Consider the following 22304-nt stretch of genomic DNA (forward strand, 5'->3'; position numbering starts at 1 on the left):
AGCCGTGCTGCCTGAAGTGGGGGCATGGCTGCGTGGGCGTACATCATCATCGGATGACTGGTCGTTGGCGTGGCTGCTGGAAGCCAAGGGAGACATGACGGTCAGCGTCGTGCTCCCCGCTCGCGACGAGGAGGAGACGGTCGGGGAGATCGTCACCGCGATCCGGCGTGATCTGATGGAAGCGGCGCCTCTCGTCGACGAACTGGTGGTCATCGACTCCCGTTCCGTCGACGACACCGCCGCGCGCGCCGCGCGGGCCGGGGCCAGGGTGATCGCGCAGGACGAGATCCTGCCCGACCTGAAGCCGCTGGACGGCAAGGGGGAGGCGCTCTGGAAGTCCCTCGCCGTGACCTCCGGTGATCTGCTGGTCTTCATCGACGCCGACCTGCGCGAGTTCCGCACGTCCTTCGTGACCGGGCTGCTCGGCCCGCTGTTCGACGATCCGGACGTGGTCTACGTCAAGGGCTGCTACGACCGGCCCCTGCAGAACGTGCAGAGCGGGGGCGGCCGGGTCACCGAGCTCGTCGCGCGGCCTCTGCTCAACCTGCACTGGCCACTGCTCGCGGGGTTCGTGCAACCTCTCGCGGGGGAGTACGCCGGGCGGAGGTCCGTGCTGGAACGGGTCCCGTTCGTCACCGGCTACGGCGTGGAGCTGGGCCTGCTGATCGACCTGCTCGACCTGGCCGGGCTCGACGCGCTGGCCCAGGTCGACCTGGGCCGCCGGGTCCACTCCCACCAGTCCACCGAGGCGCTCGGCGGCATGGCCGCCCAGATCCTGCAGACCTCCTGGTTCCGGCTGGAACGCCAGAACAAGATGATCTCCCTGCACACGCCCTCCACCCGCCTGGCCCAGTTTCGCAGGGGCCCGGACGGTGCGAGTGGCCCGGAGGGATCGGGCGGCCACCACGCGACCGTCCGCGACGTGGCCATCGCGGAACGCCCACCGATGGCCACCGTCCCCGGTTACCGTTCCCGGCCGGCCGGCTGACCCGTTCGCCGTACCCGGCACCGCATCAGGTCGTTGATCTCAGCAGGCCGTGGAGTCGCCTTCGGCGCTCATCCCGGTGGCGGCATTGCTCGCGAACCCTTCGCGGTCTTGTCGCGTCAACGCTGGGGCTGGAGGCCGGGGAACGAGAAAGGGACCGTTCCGGTGCGGAACGGTCCCTTTCTGGCCACCCTGATGATCAGCTCATGGTGAAGCGTCCGTAGTGGCCGCCGAGCCGTTCGCGGTAACCGGGCTCCTTGTAGGTGGTCACGCTGAACTCCGGAGCTTCCTCGATCTCCTCCTTGGTGCACCCGACGTAGACCTTGCGCTCCGTCGGGTCGATCCCCGTGATCAGGCCGGCGGGCAGCACGATTTTCTTGTCGAAGACCCAGAAGCCGATGTCAACGACCATGTAGCTGTCGCCCACCACCGTGCTCTCCTCCTCCACCAGGCCGATTTTCCCGTCGGTGGCCTCAACGTCGAAGCCGATGAGGTCCAGCGTCTGGTCGCCGCCATAGACATCTGAACGGTAGGTCCACAGATTTTCGCTCGTCATGTTCAAACTCTTCTCACCTGGAAGGGACCTCACACCTGTCCGCCTACCCGTCGCGGCCCAGCTAAACGGGCCGAATGAAAGATCACCTGTAGCCGGGGGCCGTTCCCGGCCCGCTGCCAGGCCGGCACTCTCACGCCTCATCGTCGCCCGGAGAGTCACGCCCTGCGTCGCCTGGAGAACCGCCATCCCGCCAAGGCGAGCCCGAGGCCTGCCACGGCCGTTCCCGCGTAGACCCAGAGCGGGGCCGGCTCGCTGTCGGAAGCGTCGGGTGAGGGAGCGGGGAGTGCCGCCGCGGGGCGGGTGGCCGTACCGAGGGCGGTGATGAGTTCGGCGGTGAGCGGCTCCCCGTTCGGGATCGGGTCCCTCGCGCGCAGGGGGCCGCCGCCCGGACGGAGCATCCGGTTGCCGGCGCACAGCGAGGTGTGCAGGGCCACACCGGGATCGATCGCGAACAGGCCGGACTCGCCCGAGGAGGCGAACACCAGATACCGCGATCCGGTGACGAAGCGGTACCCGCACGCGGCCTCGTCGGCGTTGGTGGCCAGCTCGAACTCGGCGCTCGCCTTCCCCTTGTAGACCTGGTCGGCCCGGAAGGTGTGGACGACCGGCGGCGTGGGGCCGAGAGGGCCGCCGTCGAGCCGGCGGGCGGCCGTCACCGTTCCGGTGAAGACCGCCGCCGCCTTCTTCATCTGTTCCGCGGGGGGAAGGGGAGCACAGCTGCAGGCGCACGCCGTACCGGGAGCGATCACCAGGGTCGCGGTGACGAGCAGCAGGATGACGAGCAGCCGATGCTTCATGCCCTCATGACGTACGCCTTCGCGGAGCGGTTCGATCCGGACTGTGGCCCGGCATTACCGGTAGGCGTAGACCTTGGGGGCCGGAACGCTGACCTGGAGTTCCCTGTGGTTGCCTGCGGAGTCCCACAGCGACCTGTACGCCTGGACGTTCTTCTGGCCGGCCTGCGCCCGATGATCGAACACCACCCAGTTCACCGGCTTGAAGTAGTCGCCGTTCTCGTCCGGGGTGGTGAGCGAGCCGGTGTAGCGGTAGGTGCTGTGACTGGCGGGCAGCAGGGCGTTGAGGTTGATGTGGTAGACGTCCTTGGACGCGCCGAGAACGGGCGGGGACGCGATCAGGCGGTCGTGCTGGGACGGCTCGGAGAGCGTCTTGGCGTCGAGGAGGACCGAGAAGACCACGTAGGCCTTCGGCAGGGTCGCCCTCTCGTGGACCAGGTGCGCCTCCAGGGGAGCGAAGGGCTGACCCGCGAACTTGTGCTCGGCATGGCCGTGGAAGTGCACGTTGCTCAGGTTGTACCGCTCGCCGTTGAAGGTGATGTACGGCTGGGGGCCCTGGCTCGCGATGACGAACCGGACGTCGTCATGCTCGCTCGGCCGGCCGCCGAGTGGCGGCTTGTCCTGGAAGAGGACCGTCCCGTCGACGCTGTGCGGATAGTGGATGGAGAGTGTGGACCGGTTGCCGGGGCATGCGGCCGAACGGTCGATCTCGATGGGGCTCTCGACGGCTTCGTCGGTCCCGGTGCTGTGGCATCGGGGACTGTCCTGGGCCTGTGCGGGAGCGGGGGATCCGACGAGGAGAAGCGGAAGAGCGGCGGCCGCCGCCATCCGGGCAAGACGATGACGCAAGGGGGGCCTTTCATACAAGGGTGTCACCGAATGGGGTTTTTGCGGAGAGTGGAGGGATCCCGTCCGCATAAAGGTGACATAAGGGCGTGGGCGACATTAGCACCAAAATGATCGTCTCTGGCGTGATCATTTGAGATCAAAACGACCATAAATAAACGGTCGATTACGTGCCATCAGGGCACCGCGTCGGATGACGGAACGCCGTCCGTCGCGGGCGCCGTACCCGTGACGGGGCATCGCGGAAGCCCGGTGGATTCGCGGAAAGGGGGCGGGCGATCCCATGCCCGGACGCACCCGCACCCCGTCTCGCGGCAGGCGAGTGATCGGACACCGATCACGGGGGCAGCGGGTCCACGGGGTGTCTACGGGGCGGGCGGCTGGGCGCGCGGGAGGTCCGGGGCCACGATGGGCGTCCGCGGCACCGTGTTATTCGGGGTGCGGGGCGAGTCGGACGGCGTCGGTCACGAGGACGCCTTCGGCGGTGAGGACGGGACGGTCAGGGCCAACAGGGCGGTGTCGTCGTTCAGGCCGGGTCCGAAACCGCTCAGCACCCGCGCGACGGCCTCGGTCATATCCGGGGCGCGGGCTCCGGACAGGGTGGCGGCCAGCTCCTCCAGGCGGTCGTCGCCGAACAGGTCACCGTCGGGCATCCGTGCCTCGGTCAGCCCGTCGGTGTACAGCAGCAGGCCGTCGCCGGGCTCCAGGCGGACGGCGACGGTGGCGAAGTTCGGCTTGCGCATCAGCCCGACCAGCAGCCCGCCGGCCGGATGGACCGGCTCGACCGCGCCCGAGCCGCGGATGACCAGGGCGGGCGGATGACCGCCGCCGGTCAGCGTGATCTCCACCGTCCCGGTCCCGGCGCCGGGAGCGGCGACCGTCAGCAGGCCGAACAGGACGGTGCAGTAGAAGGGGAAAGCGGGGCTGTACTCCGCCAGCAGGGCCTCGTTCAGGCTGTCGAGCACGCGGGCCGGGTCGGGGTCGCCGTGCGCGGCGGCGCGCAGGGTGTAGCGCACCAGCGACGTCATGGCCGCCGCCTCGGCGCCCTTGCCGCACACGTCGCCCAGGAAGAACGCCCACCGGTCGTCGGCCAGGCGGAACAGGTCGTAGAAGTCGCCGCCGACCTGGTCGGCGGAGGCGGTGTGGTAGTACGCGGCGACCTCCATCCCCGGCACCGCGGGCAGGGCCGGGGGCAGCAGGCTGCGCTGCAGGGTGGACACCAGGCGCTGCAGGCGTTCGCGTTCGCGATCGGCCTCCTGGCGGGCGTGGAGCAGTTCGCGTTCGTAGGCGCGGCGGTCACGGGCGTCGAAGACGGTGGTGCGGATCAGCAGGGGCTCGCCGTCGGCGCCGGTTTTGAGCGTGGAGGTGACCAGGACGGGCAGCCGGGTGCCGTCGGCGGCCCGCAGCTCCAGGGCCACTCCGCCGATCTGGCCCTGCATGCGGAGCAGGGGGGCGAAGTGGGTCTCGTGGTAGAGCTTGCCGCCGACGGTGAGCAGGTCGGCGAAGCGGCGCCGGCCCACCAGTTCCTCGCGGGTGTAGCCGAGCCAGGTCAGCAGCGTGGTGTTGATTTTGGCGATCTGACCGTCCAGGAGCGTGGACAGGTAGCCGCAGGGCGCGTGCTCGTACAGGTCCTCGGCGCTGTCCTCCAGCAGCGCGCTGAAGCGGGCGTCCCCGATGGGCAGGCCGGATTCGGTCGGGTTCACGGTGCGCCCGCCGTCACACATCACCGCCAGTCCGACGCGAAGGAGACGATCGCCTGGGTGGTCGCCTCCGGAGCGCTCAGCTGCGGGCAGTGTCCCGTGGCGTCCAGGGTGACCAGGAGGCTGCCGGGGATCTGGGCGTGGACGAACGCGCCCACCTGCGGGGGCGCGATGACGTCGCTGGCGCACTCGATGACCAGCGTCGGCACGGTCACCTTGGCCAGGTCGGCCCGGTTGTCGGACAGGAACGTGGTGCGCGCGAAGGCGCGTGCGATCCGCGGGTCGGTGCGGCAGAAGCTGTTGGTCAGCTCCTCGCCCAGCTCGGGACGGTCCGGGTTCCCCATGATCACCGGTGCCATCGCCGCCGACCAGCCCAGATAGTTGCTGTCCAGCGACTCCAGCAGCTCTTCGATGTCGGCCCGGCTGAAGCCGCCCCGGTAGTCGCCGTCGTCGACGTAGCGCGGCGAGGGGGTGAGCAGGATCAGCTTGGCGAACCGCTCCGGCTCCCGGATCGCCGCCAGCACCCCGATCATGGCGCTGACCGAATGTCCCACGAACACCACCTGCCGCAGGTCCAGCTCCCGGCAGATCCGCAGCACGTCGTCGGCGTAGCCGTCCAGCGCCGCGTAGCGCTCCGCCTGCCAGGCCGACAGATCCGACCGGCCCGCCCCCACGTGGTCGAACAGCACCACGCGAAACTCCTCGGCCAGCGTCGGCGTCACCAGGCGCCACATGTTCTGGTCGCAGCCGAACCCGTGCGCGAGCATCACCACCGGACCGTCTTCCTTGCCGGTCAGCACGACGTTGTTTCTGCTCCTTGCACTCATGTGGCGCATCCTTTCATTCGCTGTGGCGTCATACTCCTGCCCCCGGCCACGATTCGAATGCGAGTTCGCCGCCAGAGATGCGGGCGTTTGGTATGCTCTCTATTTTTCGAATGTGTGTTCGCCGATGGAGGCGTACGGGCCCCGCACGCCCTCCGGTTACGGAATACTTGCTGGCTGACATGACAGACTCAACGGATAGCCGCAGAGCGCTGGATCTGGACGCGCTCGCGGTCGGCGACAGGTTCCAGCTGTTCAACTTCACGCGCAGAGACGATCACGTCGCCTACCTGTGGGTGCTCCGGGCCATGGACCGTCTGCGGGCGGTGCACCGGGTCCAGGTGGACAGCGAGGACGTCGCGGCGGCCTTACGGGAGCTGGCGGCGGCCCACGACGAGGTCCCCCAGCTGGACGCGGCCCTGCGGAACCGGCTGGACGCGCTGGCCGACGACAAGATCATCCATCGGCTCGAGGACGCCTCCCGGGCCGGGACGCTGGCGCGCTACCGCAACAGGCAGTCGGTCTACCAGTTCAGCGAGCTCGGCTACCGGGCGTTCACCGCGGTGGAGGACGTGCTCGCCGTCAGGGTCCGTGACGTGAACCTGTCCCGGCTGGTGTTCTCCGACATCCTCGACGACCTCCGGTCGCTGGCCACCGCGAACCGCGGCGGCGACGAGGACCAGGTCTACCGGCGGCTCTCCCGGCTGGACCAGGTCATGGAGGACATGGTCCGCCGGTCCGCCCGGTTCCACGTGACCCTCGGCGAGATCGTCACCTCGACCGAGGCCTCGCCCGAGCTGTTCCTCCGCTACAAGAACGCCCTGCTGACGCACATGAGCGACTTCATGGCGGAGCTCGACCGCTACCTGCCCCGGCTGGACCGGGCCGTGCGGGAGGTCGAGGCGAGCGGCGTCAACACGATGCTGATCAGGGCCGCCGACGCCGACGACAGGCCGTTTCTGAGCGGCATCGAGCGGATCGACGACTGGAAGCGCCGGTGGGAGGCGCTCCGCGTATGGTTCACCGCGACGCCCGGCTCCGCGTCCGGGGCGGCGGACCTGCGCCGCGCGACCAGGTCCGCGGTGTCGGGTGTGATCGCGCTGCTCCGGCAGCTCACCGAGGCTCAGCGCGGTGGCGTGAACCGGGCCTCCGAGCTGCGGCACCTCGCCGAATGGATCTACAACACGCCGGACGAGGACGCCGCCTACGCGCTGACGACGGCCGCGTTCAACCTGAGCTCGGCGCGGCATCTCGGCGGAGCCCACGACGACGCCGAGCAGATCTCGCCGCGGGCCACCTGGTGGAACGCGCCAGGCATCGAAGTCGCCCTCACCCCGTTCCGGACGGGCAGGCAGGCCGGTCCCGGTCTTCCGCAGCCGGTCCGCACCGACACGGGGGTGCGGGCGGATCTGCGGCGGCGGCAGCTCGAGGCCAGGGCCGCCGAGCGCGAGGCCGCCCAGGACCTCGCCGGCAACGGAGCACACGACCGGATCCTCAACGAGGCCGAGACCCGCGTGCTGCTGGCCCTGCTGACCCGCGCGCTGGAAGCCCGATCGGTGGTCGCCGGCCGGTTGACCTCCGGATCCGGCAGCGACGACACCGTGGTGATGCGCCTGGTGCCGGAACCCAAGGGCAGCAGCGTCCGCACCCGGCACGGCATGCTGCACCTGCCCGGGTTCGCCCTGGAGATCGTCTCGCGTGTCGGGAGGACGGATGGCTGAGCCCCGTGCGGCGGCGGACGTCCCGGTCAGCGACCTCGGCTCCTACCAGGACGCGGTGCGGCTGGTGCTCACCAGCGACCTGATCACAGCGGTTCATCCCCGGCCGGGACTCCTGGACCGGGTGCTGCTCTGGGCCGATCAGCTCACCCGGGACTTCCGCGACCTGTTCGGTTACACCCTGATCGCGACGACCCACCAGGTGCGGCTGGTCCGCCGGCTCGACACCCTGAACCCGTCACGGGTGAAGATCTTCACGAACAGGGCGGGTAAGGCGTTCGACCGCAGGCGGCTGGCCTATCTCTGCCTGGTGCTCGGCTCCTTCCAGAGGTCACGGGTGGAGATCAGCCTGGCCGACCTGGTCCGCCTGTTCGGGCCGGTGGCCAACTCCATCGAAGGCCTCGGCTTCGATCCGGTGGTCCCCGGTCACAAGGGGGCGGTGGTGGACGTGCTCGGCTGGCTGGTGGAGCGTGGAGCGCTGCGCCTGTCCGACGGGTCGGCCGAGGCGTGGGCGCGGGGCGACGGCGGCGACGCCCTGTACGACATCGACCACGACATCTGCACGGCGATCTTCAGACCGGCTCGCCCCGTACAGCACCTGACCAGCGCGGCGGGGCTGCTGGACGGCCTCAGTGCCTCCGCCGAGAGGCGGGTGCGCAGGCTGCTGCTGGAGCACCCGGTGGTCTACTACGCCGACCTCGACGCGGAGGCGGCCGCGGTGCTCCGGCGCGACGACGTCGTCGAGAACCTGGCCCGGCTCACCGGCCTGGCCGTGGAACGCCGGGCGGAGGGCGTCCTGCTCGCGGACCCGGGGGGAAGGTTCACCGACAAACCCTTCCCGGGCAGGGGCGGGGCGGTCAACCGAGCGGCCGGCCTCCTGATCGCCAAGATCGCCGACGCCCTTGAGGAACCGGGCGCACTCGCGGAGGTCGAGCCGCCGGTCGAGACCGAGGTGCAGCGGGACCTGCTCGCACGGATCGACTCCGCGCTGCCGCAGGCCGGTGTCGTCCACGATCTGGCCTGGTCGTCGGCCGAGCGGCCTCCCGCGCCGCCGCAGCGTCCCGAACGGCTGGTCCTGGTGGAGCGGCACAGGCTGGAGGCCCTGATCGAGGAGCTGTACGAACAGTTCGGCGCGGCCTCCTTCACCGGCGCCTGGCAGCAGGACCCGTACGGACTGCTCGACGCCGCGGTCGTCCTGCTCACGGATCTGCGCTTGATACGCCCCGTTCCCGGCGGAGTGCTGCTGCTTCCGGCCGCGGTCCGCTACCGCAACATCACCCTGGCGATTCCGGCACCGCCCGAGGGCCAACTCGACGTCTTCGAAAGAGAGGATTCAGTATGACGCGGTTCAAGCCGTCCCGAGCCGGTCTGATCAACATCTGGGACTACACGGACGAGGAGTTCGTGTTCGCGGACGGCAGGCTGGTGCTGCGCGGGCACAACGGCTCCGGGAAGACCAAGGCGCTGGAGGTGCTGTTCCCCTTCGTCCTGGACGGGGTGGTCGACGCCCGCCGGCTCGACCCCTTCAGCGGTGAGAACCGCACGATGAAGTCCAACCTCCTGTACCGGGGGCAGGAGTCGGAGTACGGATTCGTCTGGATGGAGTTCGCGGCGGGCGAGCGGACCGTCACGCTGATCATCGCCCTGCGCGCCCACAAGGATCGGCCCGCGGTCAAGACGTCCTTCTTCGTGACGGCGAAACGGCTCGGCCTCGACTTCGGACTGCTCTCCGAGGACTCCCGGCCGCTGACCGAACAGCAGCTGAAGCGGGCGCTCGAACCCGAGGCGTGGCACGACAGCGCCACCGACTACCGGGACGCCGTCGACGCCGCCCTCTTCGGCCTCGGGCGGGAGCGCTACACCCAGCTGCTCGACCTGCTGCTCGCGTTGCGCAGGCCGCTGCTGGCCAAGGACCTCGACCCCGGGAAGGTCTCCGACACCCTCACCTCGGGGTTGAGCCCCGTCACCGAGGACCTCGTCGAGCAGGCCGCGCGCGACTTCGAGAACCTCGCGGCCGTCCAGCGGCTGGTCGACGACCTCACGGCGGCGGACGGCGCCGCCCGTGCCTTTCTGGACTGCTACGCCGATTATCTCCAGGTCGGCGCGCGCTTCCACCTCGACCGGATCGCGGCGCGCACCGAGCAGGTGGTGAGACACGCCACCGCGATCAGCGAGGCACGGACCGAGATGCGCCGCGCGGGCGCCGCCCAGGACGAGGCCAGGGAGGCCTGCAAGGTCGCGGGCATCGAGCAGAACAGGTTCGCCGGCAGGTTGGAGGGCCTCAAGAAGCACGAGGCCTACACCGCCCAGGGGCAGCTCGACAGTCTGCGCGGGCAGGTCGCCCAGGGAGCCCAGGAGATCGCCCGGGAGCGCGAGGCGAACACCAGGGCCGCCGAATACATCGTGGATCTCGGCCGCGAGGCCGACGGGATCGATCAGCAGCTCAAGAACGCTCGCGAGGCGGCCGAACGGCAGGCCTCCGACATGGCGGAGGCCGCCGGGCTCGCCGGGCTCACGACCCCGGACGACGGCGACCCGCAGGCGGTCCGGGCGCAGGTCACCGCCCGGTTGGAGGACGTCGAGGACGTACGGCGCCGGCTGGAGAAGGTCGACGCGGCGGAGAGGGAGCGCGGGCGCGCGGAGCAGGCCGTACAGAAGGCGGGCAAGAGGATCGAGGCCGGCGAGCTGGCCTGCGGGACCGCCGATCGGGAGCTCGGCGAGGCCCGCGCCCAGGCGGAGGAGGACCTGCGGGTCTGGGCCGGCAGGTGGTCGGGGGACCACCCGGATCCGGTGGTGGGCGTCGATGACGTCGCCGTGCTCGGCGAGAGCCTGGCCCGCATCGGGGAGGCCGGGGCCCCGAGCCTCGCCGAGGTCTTCGGAGACCTGACCGAGGCGCGGCGCACGACGCTCGTCACCCACGTGGCCGGGCTGGAGGCCGGGCTGCGCGAGTCCGCGGCGGAGCTCGAACGGCTCACCGCGCTGCGCGACGAGATCGCCGCCGAGCGCGACGACGCGCCGCCGCTCGCCGCCACCCGGCAGGCCGCCCGGACCGAGCGGCAGGGAGCCGCGCTCTGGCAGCTCGTCCGATTCGCCGACGGGGTCTCGGACGGAGAGGCCGCCGCCGTGGAAGGGGCCCTGGACGCGGCCGGGCTGCTCACCTCCTGGATCCACCCCGATCCGCGGCTCACCGCGGTCGCCCTGGAGCAGGCCGACCCCGACGCCTACCTGCTTCCGGTCCCGGCCGAACGGCGGCCGGCGGGACCGACCCTGTCGGGCATCCTGGTTCCCGAGGAGCACGACCTCGTCCCCGCCGAGGTCATCTCCGAGGTCCTCGACTCGATCGCGCTGACCGACGAGCTCACCGTCGCCTCCCCGGCGCCCGCGATCAGCAGGCGGGGCCAGTTCAGCTCCGGGGTTCACCTGGGCGCGCAGCCCAAGACCGCACCGGAGTACATCGGCGCCACCTATCGGGCGGCTCGCCGGCGGGCGAGGATCGCCGAGTACGAACGGCAGGCGCGGGCCCGCTCCCAGGAGCGGTCGGACGGCGAGGCGGAGCGCGACGCGCTCCGGCGGCGCCTGGACGACGTCGGCCGGGCCAGAAACGAACTCCGGCCCATCGCCAAGGGCATTCCCCGGGCCGTGGCGGCGCTGGCCGAGAAGTCGACGCTGCTGGCGGCCTCCCGGACGGAGTGCTCCGAGGCCGCGACCGCCCTGGACGGCGCCACGGCCGAGACGGACGCCGAGCGGCGCCGGCTCCGGCAGACGGCCGCGGACCGGAACATGCCCGCCGTCGCGGCGGAGGTCGAGGTGGTCGCCCGGGCGATCGCCGATTTCACCAGGGCGGCGGAGGGGCTCAGCCAGCGGCTCACCGGAATCGAGACTCTCAGGCAGGACCTCGCCGGGCGCCGCCGTACGATCGCGCGCCTGGCCGCCGAGCACAGGGGCGCGGCCGAGGCCCTCGTGGAGAAGGAGGAGGCACACCTGAGCGCGGCGGAGCGGCTGGCCGCCCTCGAAGAGACGCTGAGCGCGCCCCTCCAGGAGATCCTGGGTCAGATCAGCGAGGCGGAGCGGTCGCTGAGAGAGGCGAAGGCCACCTGGCAGGCGGAGGACGAGCGGGCTCGCAGGGAGCACGACGCCCTGGTCGAGGCCGAGTCGGCGCACAAGCACGGCGGGATCTCCCTCCTGGCGGCGCTGGAGGAGCTGCTCGATCAGCTCGCGTCGTTCGCGCCGTTCGCCCATGCGGACCTGCGGCCGGTTCTCAAGATCACCGCGGCGCCGTCCTGGCCGGACCGCACCCGGTGGGCCGGGTCCGAGCAGATCGCCGCGGAGATCATCGAGCGGCTGTCCGAGCAGGAGGCCGCCCCGGCGGTCCAGGCCGTCCTGCCGGACGGCGTGGCCGAGCTCCTCGGCCTCTACGACGCGGCCACCGCGGGCCGGCCGGCGGGGGAGACGGCGCGCAAGGGCGTTCGCGACCGGATGACGGAGGCGCTCAAGGAGTTCAACGACGCGCTCAACGCCTGCGAGGAGGACTACCGGCTGGACTGGGAGCCCGGAGACTCCGTGGTCGTCGTGCAGGTCCTCGACGCGGACGGCCGCCACCCGGTGGCCGCGTTCGCGCGGCGCATCGCCGAGCGCGCGGCCGAACAGGGGTTCCTCCTGGAGGAGCGGGAGCGGACGGTCCTGGAGGACGAGCTGCTGGCCGGGCTGGCGCAGCAGATCTTCGACCGGGTCCTCGTGGCCCGCGACCTCGTCAGGGGCATGGACGCCGACACCAGGTCCAGGCCGATGTCGACCGGTACGACGGTGGGCATTCGCTGGGTCGTGTCCGACGGGATCACCGACCTGCAGAGGGAGGTCTCCGAGCTCCTCGGGCAGGACGGCCTCGGCCCCGAGCAGCTGGCCGGCCTGCGCCGCATCCTGCGGAAGATGATCCATGAGTATCGGGCCGGTCATCCCCGGGCGACCTACAAGGAGGTGCTCTCCACGGTCCTGGACTACAGGACCTGGCGGTCCTTCGAGCTGCGGCTGAAGGTTCCCGGAGAGGACGACGTGAAGCTGAGCAAGAAGCGTCACTCCCAGATGTCAGGCGGGGAGAAGTCCGCCGCGATCCATCTGCCGCTGTTCGCCGCGGCGAACGCCATCTACTCGTCCGCCTCCGGCACCTGCCCCCGGATGATCGCGCTCGATGAGGCGTTCGCCGGCATCGACGACATCTACAAGCCGGATCTGCTCGGGCTCACCGTCCGCTACGACCTGGACGTGTTCATGACGGGCCATGACCTGTGGGTCCGGTATGCCACGGTCCCCGCGGCGGCGCACTATGACATGCACAGCGACAAGGCCTCCCACACGGTCTCGGCGATGCTCGTCCTGTGGGACGGCGGCGAGCTCATCGACTCCGGGGCGGGGTTCTCCGGCAACGACGAGCTGGCCAAGGAGCTGCTGGGGTTCGCCCCGACCCGGCGCGTGCCGATCGAGGCCGGGCTGCTGGAGGCGGGGGAGGGGCCCGACGAGGACGCGGACGAGGAGTAACCGGGCCGGGTTCGCCGAGCCTGGGACACCATGCCCGGCTCGGCGAGCAGGCCGCGCTGGTGGTAGTGGCGAACGGCCCACATCGTCACACCGGCCTGGGCGGGAGAGAGACACCTTATGGTCGAACGCCTGCGCCGGTACGTCATACCGGTAACCGAATTCTCAAGCTCGGGCCTCGCCCCGGTGGAGGTGGTCCAGAACGGCCAGTTCGTCCTCGGAGAGGCGCAGCGCGCCGGCGGCCACGTTCGCGACCAGGTGATCCGGGTTGCCGGTACCGGGGATGGCCAGCACATGCGGCCCGCGGTGCAACGTCCACGCCAGCCGTACCTGCACCGCGCTCGCCCCATGCGCCCGCGCGACGGCAAGCACCTCGTCGCTGGCGGTGCCACCCGCGCCGGCTTCGCGCCCCGTACCGGCGATCGCATAGAACGGCACGAACGCGACACCCTGCTCACCGCAGGCGCGCAGGAACTCGTCGTACTCGGGCCGCACGCCGATGCCGTACTGGTTCTGCACGCAGACCACCGGTGCGATGGCCTGGGCTTCGGCGAGGTGCTCGGGGGTGACGTTGGAGATGCCCAGGTGTCGGATGAGCCCGGCTTCGCGGAGCTGGGCCAGCGCGCCGAAACGCTCGGCGATCGAGTCGGTTCCGAGGACGCGCAGGTTCACCACGTCGAGGTGGTCACGGCCGAGCTGACGCAGGTTCTCCTCGACCTGGCCGCGCAGCTGCTCCGGGGTGGCATGGGGCAGCCACTCGCCCGACGGGCCTCGGCCCGGCCCGACCTTGGTGGTGATGACGAGATCATCCGGATAGGGGGCCAGTGCTTGGTTGATCAGTTCGTTGGCGGAACGCAGCGGCGAGAAGTAGAACGCGGCGGTGTCGATGTGGTTCACACCGAGTTCGACCGCGCGGCGCAGCACGCTGATCGCCCGGCCACGGTCGCTCGGAACGGCGTCGGCCCGGAGCGCCGCGCCGTCCTGCGTCAGGCGCATCGCGCCGAAACCGATCCGGTTGACCTCCAGGTCGTCGAGCTTCCAGGTGCCTGACGCGGCCGCGGTAATCATCTGCAGGGTCATGGTCGAATGATCTCCCCGATATAGGATGGTCGCCATTGATTAAGGTATATCTGAATCCTTGGAGTGGTCCTCTGGAGGAGCTGGCGTTTTCCGCGAGCGATCTGGCGCAGACGCGGTTCGCCGTCTCGCCGATGTGGGAGGTCGGGACCAGCTTCCGGCTGCTGAGCTCCGTCTCCGCGCATCCCGTGCACCGGCCCTGGCTCGAGCAGGTACGGCCACGGGTGGCGGCCGCCGGCCTTGACCGGGGCTGGCTCGCCGAGCTGATCCCGCCCTCGGGTTACGTTCCCGACTTCCTCAACCCGGCGCCCGCCGGGCCGGCCCCCACACTGGCGGAGGAGCTGGCCGGGATCCTGGCGGCTCCCGTCGCCCGGGTATGCCAGGACCTTGATCGCCTGGGACGCGAGCAGGGGCGTCGCGGCCTCCGGCTGCGGACCCTGTACGCCGAGCCGCAGGCCCGCCTGGTCCGGGTCTCGGAAGAGATCGAGACCTACTGGGAGCTGGCGCTCGCCCCCTACTGGGCGCGGATCCGGGCGGTGCTCGACGCCGACGTCTTCTACCGGGCCCGGCAGGTCGCCGAGCATGGCGCGGGCCATCTCTTCAACGATCTGCACCCCTCGGTGAGCTGGGACGACAACGCGCTACGGCTGGCCCGCCGGCAACGACCCCTGTCCCGGAAGACGGCGGGCGCGGGGCTGTTGCTGATTCCCTCGGCTTTCACCGGACCGGGCCCGCTCACCCGGGTGACGCCGCCGGAGCCGCCGCAACTGGCCTACCCGGCGCGCGGCGTCGGCTCCCTGTGGGAACCCCGGCCCATCACCAGGACCGGCGCCATCGCCGCCGTGCTCGGCCGCTCGCGGACCCTGCTGCTGACCGAACTGGAGACCCCTGCCTCCACCACCGAACTGGCCCGCCGTACGGGGCTCTCCCCGGCCGGGGCGTCCCAGCACCTCACCGCGCTGCGCGACGCGGGCCTGGTCAGCGCCCACCGAGCCGGTCGCTCGGTGCTCTACGCCCGCACCTCCGTCGCCGAATCCATCCTCGCCGCCCGCCCATAGGATTCCGCCGGTCTGCGCGTGCCCCGAACACGAGCGGAGACCCGCCACCGGTGCTCTGCCTGATCGGGCAGCTGCTTACCTCGGGGTCTCGATCAAGGCCCGGCACACCGCCGCCTGCCTCCCCGGCCGTCAGCACATCATGCCGTCGCACCCGGGCACCGGGTCTAGAGGGCCGCGTTTGTGTAGCGGTCGGCGAGGGTGCGCAGGAGAGCTCGTAGTTCAGGGGGGTCGATGACGGTGAAGGCGACATCGAGGCTGCCGAGGAAGGCGGCCAGGTTGTGGAGCGAGTCGGCCCCGGTCTCCAGGATGCTGTTCTGATCGTCCACGCCCCGCAACAGGCCCGCCAGCGGGGTCAGCCGTTCGGCCATCGTCTCGACGGGGGCGTGCAGCCGTATGAGGGCCTGGTGTTTCCAGACCGTCGAGCTCGACCCGCGCACGACGTGCGCGGCGGCGTCGCCGCCCGGGGGCTCGCGAGGAGTGAAGCGGGGGCCGTTCGGGGTGCGGGGGCGGATGCGGTCGGCGCGGAAGGTCCGCCAGTCGCGGCGGTCGTTGTCCCAGGCCAGCAGATACCAGCGTTGCCCGGTGTAGACCAGGCGGTGTGGTTCGGCGGTGCGGGCGCTCGCGGTCCCGTCGTGGCCGCGGTAGTCGAAACGCAGCTGCTCGTGGTCACGTATCGTGGCGGCGATCACCGTCAGGGTTTGTGCGTCCACGGTGGGACCGCGTCCGGCCACCGAGATCGTGGCCGCGCGTACCGCGTCGATCCGGTGGCGCAGCCGTGACGGCAGCATCTGCTGCAGCTTGGTGAGCGCGCGCAGCGAGGTCTCCTCGATGCCGGTCACGGTGCCGCCGGCGGCGGCGTGCAGGCTGACGGCGACCGCGATCACCTCCTCGTCGTCGAGGAGCAGCGGCGGCAGGGCCGCTCCGGCGCCGAGCCGGTAGCCGCCGGCCGTCCCGGTGGTCGAGTGGACCTGGTAGCCGAGGATGCGCAGCCGTTCGATGTCGTTGCGGACGGTCCTGGTGGTCACGGCAAGCCGGTCGGCCAGTTCGGCGCCGGACCAGTCGGGTCGCGCCTGCAGCAATGACAGCAGCCGCAGCAGCCGCGTCGAGGTTTCCAACATCGCTCAAGTCTGCCAGGCATTGAGGAACCGGAGGTTCCACAAGGGTCCGTAGTGTACTCACCATGACGCACCACACCGGCGACAGCCGGCAGGTGTCCGCGGCAGCGAAGGGAACACAGATGTTGCGAGGATTCGCCACCGTCAGTTTCTGGGCGGACGACCTGGAGGCGGCGAAGAAGTGGTACACCGAGTTGCTGGGTATCGATCCCTACTTCCAGCGCCCGGTGGAGGGCCCGCCGGCGTACGTGGAGTTTCGCCTCGGCGACTACCAGCACGAGCTGGGCCTGATCGACAGGCGCTACGCCCCGGACGGTGCGGTGCCCGGTACGGGTGGTGCCGTCATGTTCTGGCACGTCGACGATGTGCCCGCGGCTCTTGAGAGGCTGCTGTCCATGGGGGCGAAGGAGTACGAGGCGCTCACAGTTCGCGGAGAGAGCGGATTTGTCACCGCCTCCGTGGTCGACCCGTTCGGGAACATCCTGGGCATCATGTACAACCCTCACTACCTGGAGGTCCTGGGCGCGAGCGGACCGGCGTGACCCGTGCCGGGGGCGTGCCGCCGGTGACGAGGTGACGAGTGGCCGCCGGTGAGAGCCGGCTGAAGGCGACGAGAACCGGCGGGAAGCGACCGGTCGCGGTGGGCTCCCGGGGCTCGGGAAGCCACACGGTTCCCTGAGCCCCTCCTCGGGGTCGCCGCCGGATCATCGGGGCCGGACAAGCTGATCTTCGGGAGCCCGGCAAGGACTCGACCTCCCCGATCGGTCAGGGGAAAAGCGCGGGAAGACCTGCGACGTAAGCGATTGAAAGGAGGAGGGGAGCCCGGGCCTTCACGGCGCCGTGCCCCTGACTGCCATGGCAGAACTCAACGGCGCGGAAATCATCGTCTTCGAGGACGCCTCCCGGTGGGAGGCCTGGTTGGCCGACCATTACGAACTGCCGACCGGTGTGTGGCTGAAGATCGCGAAGAAGGGCTCGGGAATTGCCTCGGTGGCGCTTACGGAAGCGCTCGATGTCGCCCTGTGTTACGGCTGGATCGACAGCCACAGAAAGTCCTACGACGAGGCGTATTTTCTGCAGAAGTATTCGCGCCGCCGATCGAAGAGCCGGTGGTCGAGGGTGAACGTCGACAGAACCGAGGTGCTTGTCGCCGCTGGGCACATGAGAGAACCCGGTCTCGCGGAAATCCTGGCCGCCCAGGCGGACGGAAGATGGGAAGCGGCATACGAATCGCAGAAGAACGCCACGGTCCCGCCCGACCTCGCGGCCGCATTGGAGCGGAACGAGCAGGCGAGGGCCTTCTTCGAAACGCTCGACAGGACAAATCAATATGCCGTGTTCTTCCGCCTCATGACGGCGAGGACACCCGATAATCGAGCAGTCCGCCTCCAGGAGATGATCGCCCAGCTGGAAGCGGGAAAGAAGTTCAGCTCGCGGGCTCCGGCGAGAAGCGGTCGCGCAGCAGGATGATCTTCCCGTCGCGGACGCGGTGGATCTGGGCGAACGGCATGGTCGAAGGCGGTGTCGGGCTCGGCTGAACGCGTCGGGGCCGGAGACGGTGTGCGGCACGCACAGGGGTTCAGGGAAGGGCGGAGACGGCAGGCGCGGAACGCGGGACGGTGGCTCGCGCGGGACGCCAGGCGCTCACCAGAGCCAGGGCCAGCAGCAGCTCGGCGATGTCGCCGCCGTAGTACATGATCTCCGCGGCCCCGCGCAGCTGCTCCGGGGGCACCGGCACGTCAACGAACAGCCCGGCGTACATCAGCTGCGACAACGTGGCGTGTACGGCGACCGCCACCCCCAGCACGACCAGCCGGACCGGCACCGACGGGCGCCGCGGCGCCGGATCCGGACCGGCGATCACCCAGGCGAACAGGCAACCGGCGAGCAGGAAGTGCACGTGCACCAGGTGGTGCAGCGGCGCGTTGGCGGAGGCGATTCGATACAGCGGGGTGCAGTACAGCGCGGCCATGCCACCCACGCTGAGCACGAGCGCGATCCACGGATTGGCCGGCAGGTGCATCACCCGGCTGCGGAGCAGAGCGCCGACGCGCCGCCCCTTCGCGGGCGGCAGCGAGCGCAGCAGTAACGTCATCGGGGCGCTCAGCACCAGGCCCAGCGGCGCCAGCATCCCGATCAGCAGATGCTGCAGCATGTGCCCGCGAAAGTCCGTCTCGGCGAAGGCGGCGACCGGCCCGGTCACGCCCCCGGCGACCAGGGCGACGCCGGCGGCGAAACTCGCCGTCCGCCACCGGCTCCAGCCCTTCGCCTCCCTGCTCCGGAGCGCGGCCGGCAGCCCGTACGCGCCCAGCACCACGGCCAGGACGACGAGCGGCAGCAGCGCCTGCATGCCGCCGCCGTGATGATGCGCCTCGTGCGCCAGGGCGGTCATGGCGCCGGCGCTCCGGAGACGCGCCCGTCCGCGCGGCACAGGTCGATCGGGGCGCCGCCGCGCTGCAGCAGCCACCCCCCGGCCGCCAGCACGGCGCCCAGGAGCAGGAATCCCAGGTCCCACCAGATCTGGTACGGGCCGGTGCGCACGTGGTGGATGCCCAGGAGGTGATGGTCGATGACGCCCTCCACCAGGTTGAACACCCCCCACCCGACCAGGATCCAGCCCCACAGCATCCGTGACCTCCACACCCGGCCGCGAGAGTGGACGACGCGCGAGTAGAGCAGGCCAAGGCCGATCAACACCGCCAGCCAGGTGAACGCGTGGAAGAACCCGTCCCACAGCGTGTTCATCCGCAGCCCCGGAACGGTGTCCACCGGGTAGTACTTCACGCCGATGTTGTCGGTGTCGGTGCTGGACAGCATGTGATGCCACTGCAGGATCTGATGGAGCAGGATGCCGTCGACGAACCCACCCAGCCCGATGCCCAGAACCGTGCCGGGCACGGCGATCCGCCGCCTGACCCTGTCCGTCTCGGCCGATCCGGTCGCCATCACGCCCCCTTCCTCTCCAGCTCGGGTCCGGCGTGACGACACCGGGCGTCTCATGAGCACTCAAGACGGGCGTTGTACGGCCCGGCCGTGCCCTTGGGGGCGGCAGGAGGCGCCCCTGACGGGCCCATCGGTCGCTCGCCACGGCCGCGGAACCTCCGTCCCCGTCAACCGAGATCAACTATCTGCGGTGATCCCGCGGTCCGGTGCGGGGAAACGCCGCAGTGCTCGGCTCTTGGCCCGGTGGTTACCCAACGCCTACCAGCGCTCCATGACGTTGGCACGTGATCGACGTCACAAAAACTGACCGATCGGTCAAATGCTGTCCGATCGGTCAGCTAGGCTGGGTGAGGGGGTGGGTGACTTGTCGAGAAACGTCCGTTCGCGCACGCGTCGAGAGATTCTCGACGCCGCATCCGGGCTTTTTGCCGTCGCGGGTTTCAAAGGCACCTCCCTGCAGGACATCGCCGCCGAGGTGGGCTGCTCCAAGGCGACGCTGCTCTACCACTTCGACGGCAAGGACGCGATCCTCGTCGAGATGCTCGCCCCCGCGGTCGGGGCGTTCGGCGTGCTCGACAGGCAGCTGGCCGGGCTCGCCGACGACACCGTCCAGCTCGCGGCCGTGAAGGGCTACGTCGACCTCGTGCTGTCCTTCCGGCGAGAGGTCACCGTTCTCCACGGCGACATCCCGGGCCTGCTCAGGCATCCCGCCCTGGCCGACGTGCAGGGCATGGTGGACCGCCTGCTCGACGCGCTGGCCTCCCGCTCGCCCGATCCTTCGGCGCAGGTCACGGCGCTGATGGTCCTGGGCGCCATCCCCATCGTCTGCATGAAGCCCGTCGCCATGAACGACGACGAGTTACGCGACGTCCTGGTCCGCAGCGCGGCCGGGGCCCTCAATGCGCGCGGCGCCTGATATCGGGCGACCGTTCTACTCCCCTCGACCCTGACAGGGACACTCCATTGGCTACTTTGCTGTACAGGCTCGGCCGTGCCTCCTTCCGCCATAGACGGCTGGTGCTGGCCCTCTGGCTCGCCGTGCTGGCCGTCACGGGCATCGGCGCCGTCGTCTTCATGGGCCCCACGGCCAGTAACTTCACCATGCCGGGAACGGAGTCGCAGCGGGCGCTCGACTCCCTGGCCAAGCACTTCCCCCAGGCCGCCGGCGCCACCGGCACCATCGTCGTCGCCGCCCCCGAGGGCGCGCAGCTGACCGCCCCGCAGAACCAGGCCGCCGTCCAGGCGCTCACGAAGGAGGCTGGAACGCTCCCGGGCGTGGTGGCCGCCGTCGACCCGTTCAAGATCGGGGCGCTCTCCCCTGACGGCCGCTACGCGCTGATCCAGGTGCAGTTCGCCGGCCGTAGCGACGACGTGACCGACGCCCAGCGCGCGGCGTACGAGAAGGCGGGCGGCGCGGCCGAGAGCGCCGGCCTTCGGGTGGAGCACGGCGGCGAGATCATGTCGGGCGAGCCCGAGATCGGCTCGACCGAGGCGCTCGGCGTCGCCGTCGCGGCGGTCGTGCTCATCGTCACCTTCGGCTCGCTGGTGGCCGCCGGAATGACCCTGCTCAACGCGCTCATCGGCCTGGGGGTCGGCATGGCCGGGCTGTTCGCGCTCAGCGGCGCCGTGCAGCTGACCGCCACGGCTCCGGTGCTCGCGCTGATGCTCGGCCTGGCCGTCGGCATCGACTACTCGCTGTTCATCACCTCCAGGCATCGCCAGAACCTGCTCGACGGGCTGGAGCCCGAGGAGGCCGCCGGCCGGGCGGTCGGCACGGCGGGATCGGCCGTCGTCTTCGCCGGCGCCACCGTCGTCATCGCGCTCGCCGGGCTGTCGGTGGTCAACGTCCCGTTCCTGACCGTGATGGGCCTGGCCGCCTCGGCCACCGTCGCCGTCGCCGTGCTGGTGGCGATCACGCTGCAGCCCGCGCTGCTCGGCTTCGCCGGCCGCAGGATCCTGGCCCGCCGGCACCGTGCCGCCCCGGAGGCGGGAGCCTCGGGACGTGCGGGCTTCGGCTTCCGCTGGGCCTACCTCGTCACCCGCTGGCGGGCGGTGTTCATCATCGCCGGAGTGCTGGGCCTGGCCGCGCTCGCCGTACCCGCCAAGGACATGCGGCTGGCGCTGCCCGACGCGGGCACCGCCTCGGAGAACAGCGCGGCGCGCAAGGCGTACGACCTCATCGCCGAGGGGTTCGGACCGGGCTTCAACGGCCGCCTGGCCGCGGTGGTCACCGGCGACTCGCCCGAGGCCACCGGCCTGGCCGCGAAGCAGGCCGCCACCCTCATCCAGGGCACCAAGGGTGTCGTCGCGGTGACCCCGCCGCAGCTCAACGCGTTGAAAACCACCGCGCTGCTCGCCGTCATCCCGAGCACCGGACCCACCGACGCCGCCACGGAGACTCTGGTCCAGGACATCAGGGCCAAGGTCGCGAACCTCGACGGCGCCGAGGTGGCGCTGACCGGCCAGACCGCGATCGGCATCGACGTCTCCGAGAAGCTCTCCGCCGCCCTGCCCATCTACCTGCTGCTCGTGGTCGGACTGTCCGTCCTGCTGCTGATGCTGGTCTTCCGGTCGGTGCTGGTCCCGATCAAGGCGGCGCTCGGATTCCTGCTCACCGTCGGCGCCACCTTCGGCATCACCGTCGCGGTCTTCCAGTGGGGATGGCTCGCCGGCCTCCTCGGGCTGGACACCCCGGGGCCGCTGGTCAGCTTCCTGCCCATCCTGCTCATCGGCATCCTGTTCGGCCTGGCGATGGACTACCAGGTCTTCCTGGTCTCCCGGATGCGGGAGGACTTCGTCCACGGCAACACCGCGGAGCAGGCCACCATCTCGGGGATGGGCCACGGCGCCCGCGTCGTCACCGCGGCCGCGCTGATCATGATTTCGGTCTTCGCCGGCTTTGTGCTGCTCGACGATCCGATCATCAAGTCCATGGGGTTCGCCCTCGCCATCGGCGTGGTCATCGACGCGTTCGTGGTGCGGATGACGATCGTGCCGGCCGTCATGTCCCTGCTGAGCGACAAGGCGTGGTGGCTGCCCCGCTGGCTGTCGCGGGTCCTGCCCAACGTCGACATCGAGGGTGAGCAGCTCCGCGTGCACCTGGACGGGGAGGCTTCGAAGGTGGCGGTCCACAACTGACCCGTCTCCCACCGGCCGGGC

18 protein-coding genes are annotated in these 22304 nt (G+C 70.5%); 9 read left to right on the top strand and 9 right to left on the bottom strand.

Translation table 11 applies throughout. The features are described 5' to 3' along the window. Positions 1-4: 4 nt before the first annotated feature. Positions 5-988, top strand: coding sequence for a glucosyl-3-phosphoglycerate synthase (locus CHC08_RS16920; RefSeq protein ID WP_089208242.1), 984 nt, complete (start codon positions 5-7; stop codon positions 986-988). Between the two features lie 196 nt (positions 989-1184). On the opposite strand, the gene CHC08_RS16925 is transcribed toward CHC08_RS16920, so the two are convergent. The 5 genes from CHC08_RS16925 to CHC08_RS16945 all read right to left on the bottom strand — a co-directional run bounded on the left by CHC08_RS16925 (position 1185) and on the right by CHC08_RS16945 (position 5708). Further along, a complete protein-coding gene (locus CHC08_RS16925) occupies positions 1185-1541 on the bottom strand; it encodes a hypothetical protein (RefSeq protein WP_089208243.1) in 357 nt (118 codons plus the stop codon). Positions 1542-1696: 155 nt separating this feature from the next. Continuing rightward, complete coding sequence (locus CHC08_RS16930) at positions 1697-2338, bottom strand: hypothetical protein (RefSeq protein ID WP_089208244.1); 642 nt, start codon at positions 2336-2338, stop codon at positions 1697-1699. 54 nt (positions 2339-2392) lie between these two features. Continuing rightward, positions 2393-3184: a carbonic anhydrase family protein gene (locus tag CHC08_RS16935; protein ID WP_179282077.1), complete on the bottom strand. Its 792-nt coding sequence runs from the start codon at positions 3182-3184 to the stop codon at positions 2393-2395. A gap of 461 nt (positions 3185-3645) precedes the next feature. Further along, entirely contained in the window at positions 3646-4884 is a 1239-nt protein-coding gene (locus CHC08_RS16940; RefSeq protein WP_245878368.1) for a PP2C family protein-serine/threonine phosphatase, read from the bottom strand. 20 nt (positions 4885-4904) lie between these two features. Next, entirely contained in the window at positions 4905-5708 is an 804-nt protein-coding gene (locus CHC08_RS16945; RefSeq protein WP_089208247.1) for an alpha/beta fold hydrolase, read from the bottom strand. Positions 5709-5887: 179 nt separating this feature from the next. On the opposite strand from CHC08_RS16945, the gene CHC08_RS16950 reads away from it, so the two are divergent. From CHC08_RS16950 to CHC08_RS16960, 3 genes are read left to right on the top strand one after another with little or no spacing between them, the layout of a single operon-like run. After that, positions 5888-7426, top strand: a complete 1539-nt coding sequence (locus CHC08_RS16950) for a TIGR02677 family protein (protein WP_089208248.1) — start codon at positions 5888-5890, stop codon at positions 7424-7426. Beyond that, positions 7419-8765, top strand: a complete 1347-nt coding sequence (locus CHC08_RS16955) for a DUF2398 family protein (protein ID WP_089208249.1) — start codon at positions 7419-7421, stop codon at positions 8763-8765. The genes CHC08_RS16950 and CHC08_RS16955 overlap by 8 nt, the downstream gene beginning before the upstream one ends. Beyond that, positions 8762-12955, top strand: a complete 4194-nt coding sequence (locus CHC08_RS16960) for an SbcC/MukB-like Walker B domain-containing protein (protein WP_089208250.1) — start codon at positions 8762-8764, stop codon at positions 12953-12955. Before CHC08_RS16955 ends, CHC08_RS16960 begins: the two co-directional genes overlap by 4 nt. Positions 12956-13117: 162 nt before the next feature. Here CHC08_RS16960 and CHC08_RS16965 read toward each other — a convergent pair whose 3' ends face one another. After that, positions 13118-14032 carry an oxidoreductase gene (locus CHC08_RS16965; protein ID WP_089208293.1) on the bottom strand — a complete coding sequence of 305 codons (915 nt, stop codon included), beginning with the start codon at positions 14030-14032 and terminating at the stop codon, positions 13118-13120. Positions 14033-14067: 35 nt separating this feature from the next. Here CHC08_RS16965 and CHC08_RS16970 point away from each other — a divergent pair, with 35 nt between their 5' ends. Next, positions 14068-15087 (top strand): ArsR/SmtB family transcription factor, encoded by a 1020-nt coding sequence (locus tag CHC08_RS16970; RefSeq protein WP_245878369.1) that lies wholly within the window; start codon positions 14068-14070, stop codon positions 15085-15087. Positions 15088-15251: 164 nt separating this feature from the next. On the opposite strand, the gene CHC08_RS16975 is transcribed toward CHC08_RS16970, so the two are convergent. Next, positions 15252-16205, bottom strand: a complete 954-nt coding sequence (locus tag CHC08_RS16975; RefSeq protein WP_089208251.1) for a helix-turn-helix transcriptional regulator — start codon at positions 16203-16205, stop codon at positions 15252-15254. Positions 16206-16267: 62 nt separating this feature from the next. Between CHC08_RS16975 and CHC08_RS16980 the strand changes: the two genes are divergently transcribed. Both CHC08_RS16980 and CHC08_RS16985 read left to right on the top strand, forming a co-directional pair. Further along, entirely contained in the window at positions 16268-16744 is a 477-nt protein-coding gene (locus CHC08_RS16980) for a VOC family protein (RefSeq protein ID WP_420823569.1), read from the top strand. 313 nt (positions 16745-17057) lie between these two features. After that, positions 17058-17672, top strand: coding sequence for a YdeI/OmpD-associated family protein (locus CHC08_RS16985; protein ID WP_089208295.1), 615 nt, complete (start codon positions 17058-17060; stop codon positions 17670-17672). A gap of 109 nt (positions 17673-17781) precedes the next feature. Here CHC08_RS16985 and CHC08_RS16990 read toward each other — a convergent pair whose 3' ends face one another. Beyond that, positions 17782-18594 carry a cytochrome c oxidase assembly protein gene (locus CHC08_RS16990; protein WP_089208296.1) on the bottom strand — a complete coding sequence of 271 codons (813 nt, stop codon included), beginning with the start codon at positions 18592-18594 and terminating at the stop codon, positions 17782-17784. Further along, positions 18591-19148 carry a DUF2243 domain-containing protein gene (locus CHC08_RS16995; RefSeq protein ID WP_089208253.1) on the bottom strand — a complete coding sequence of 186 codons (558 nt, stop codon included), beginning with the start codon at positions 19146-19148 and terminating at the stop codon, positions 18591-18593. Before CHC08_RS16995 ends, CHC08_RS16990 begins: the two co-directional genes overlap by 4 nt. Before the next feature lie 352 nt (positions 19149-19500). Between CHC08_RS16995 and CHC08_RS17000 the strand changes: the two genes are divergently transcribed. Further along, positions 19501-20061 (top strand): TetR/AcrR family transcriptional regulator, encoded by a 561-nt coding sequence (locus CHC08_RS17000; protein WP_245878370.1) that lies wholly within the window; start codon positions 19501-19503, stop codon positions 20059-20061. A 47-nt stretch (positions 20062-20108) separates the two neighbouring features. Beyond that, positions 20109-22283 (top strand): MMPL family transporter, encoded by a 2175-nt coding sequence (locus CHC08_RS17005; RefSeq protein ID WP_089208254.1) that lies wholly within the window; start codon positions 20109-20111, stop codon positions 22281-22283. Positions 22284-22304 lie beyond the last annotated feature (21 nt).

The sequence above is a fragment of the Streptosporangium subroseum genome (genome assembly GCF_900188345.1).
GTDB classification, from domain to species: Bacteria; Actinomycetota; Actinomycetes; order Streptosporangiales; family Streptosporangiaceae; genus Streptosporangium; species Streptosporangium subroseum.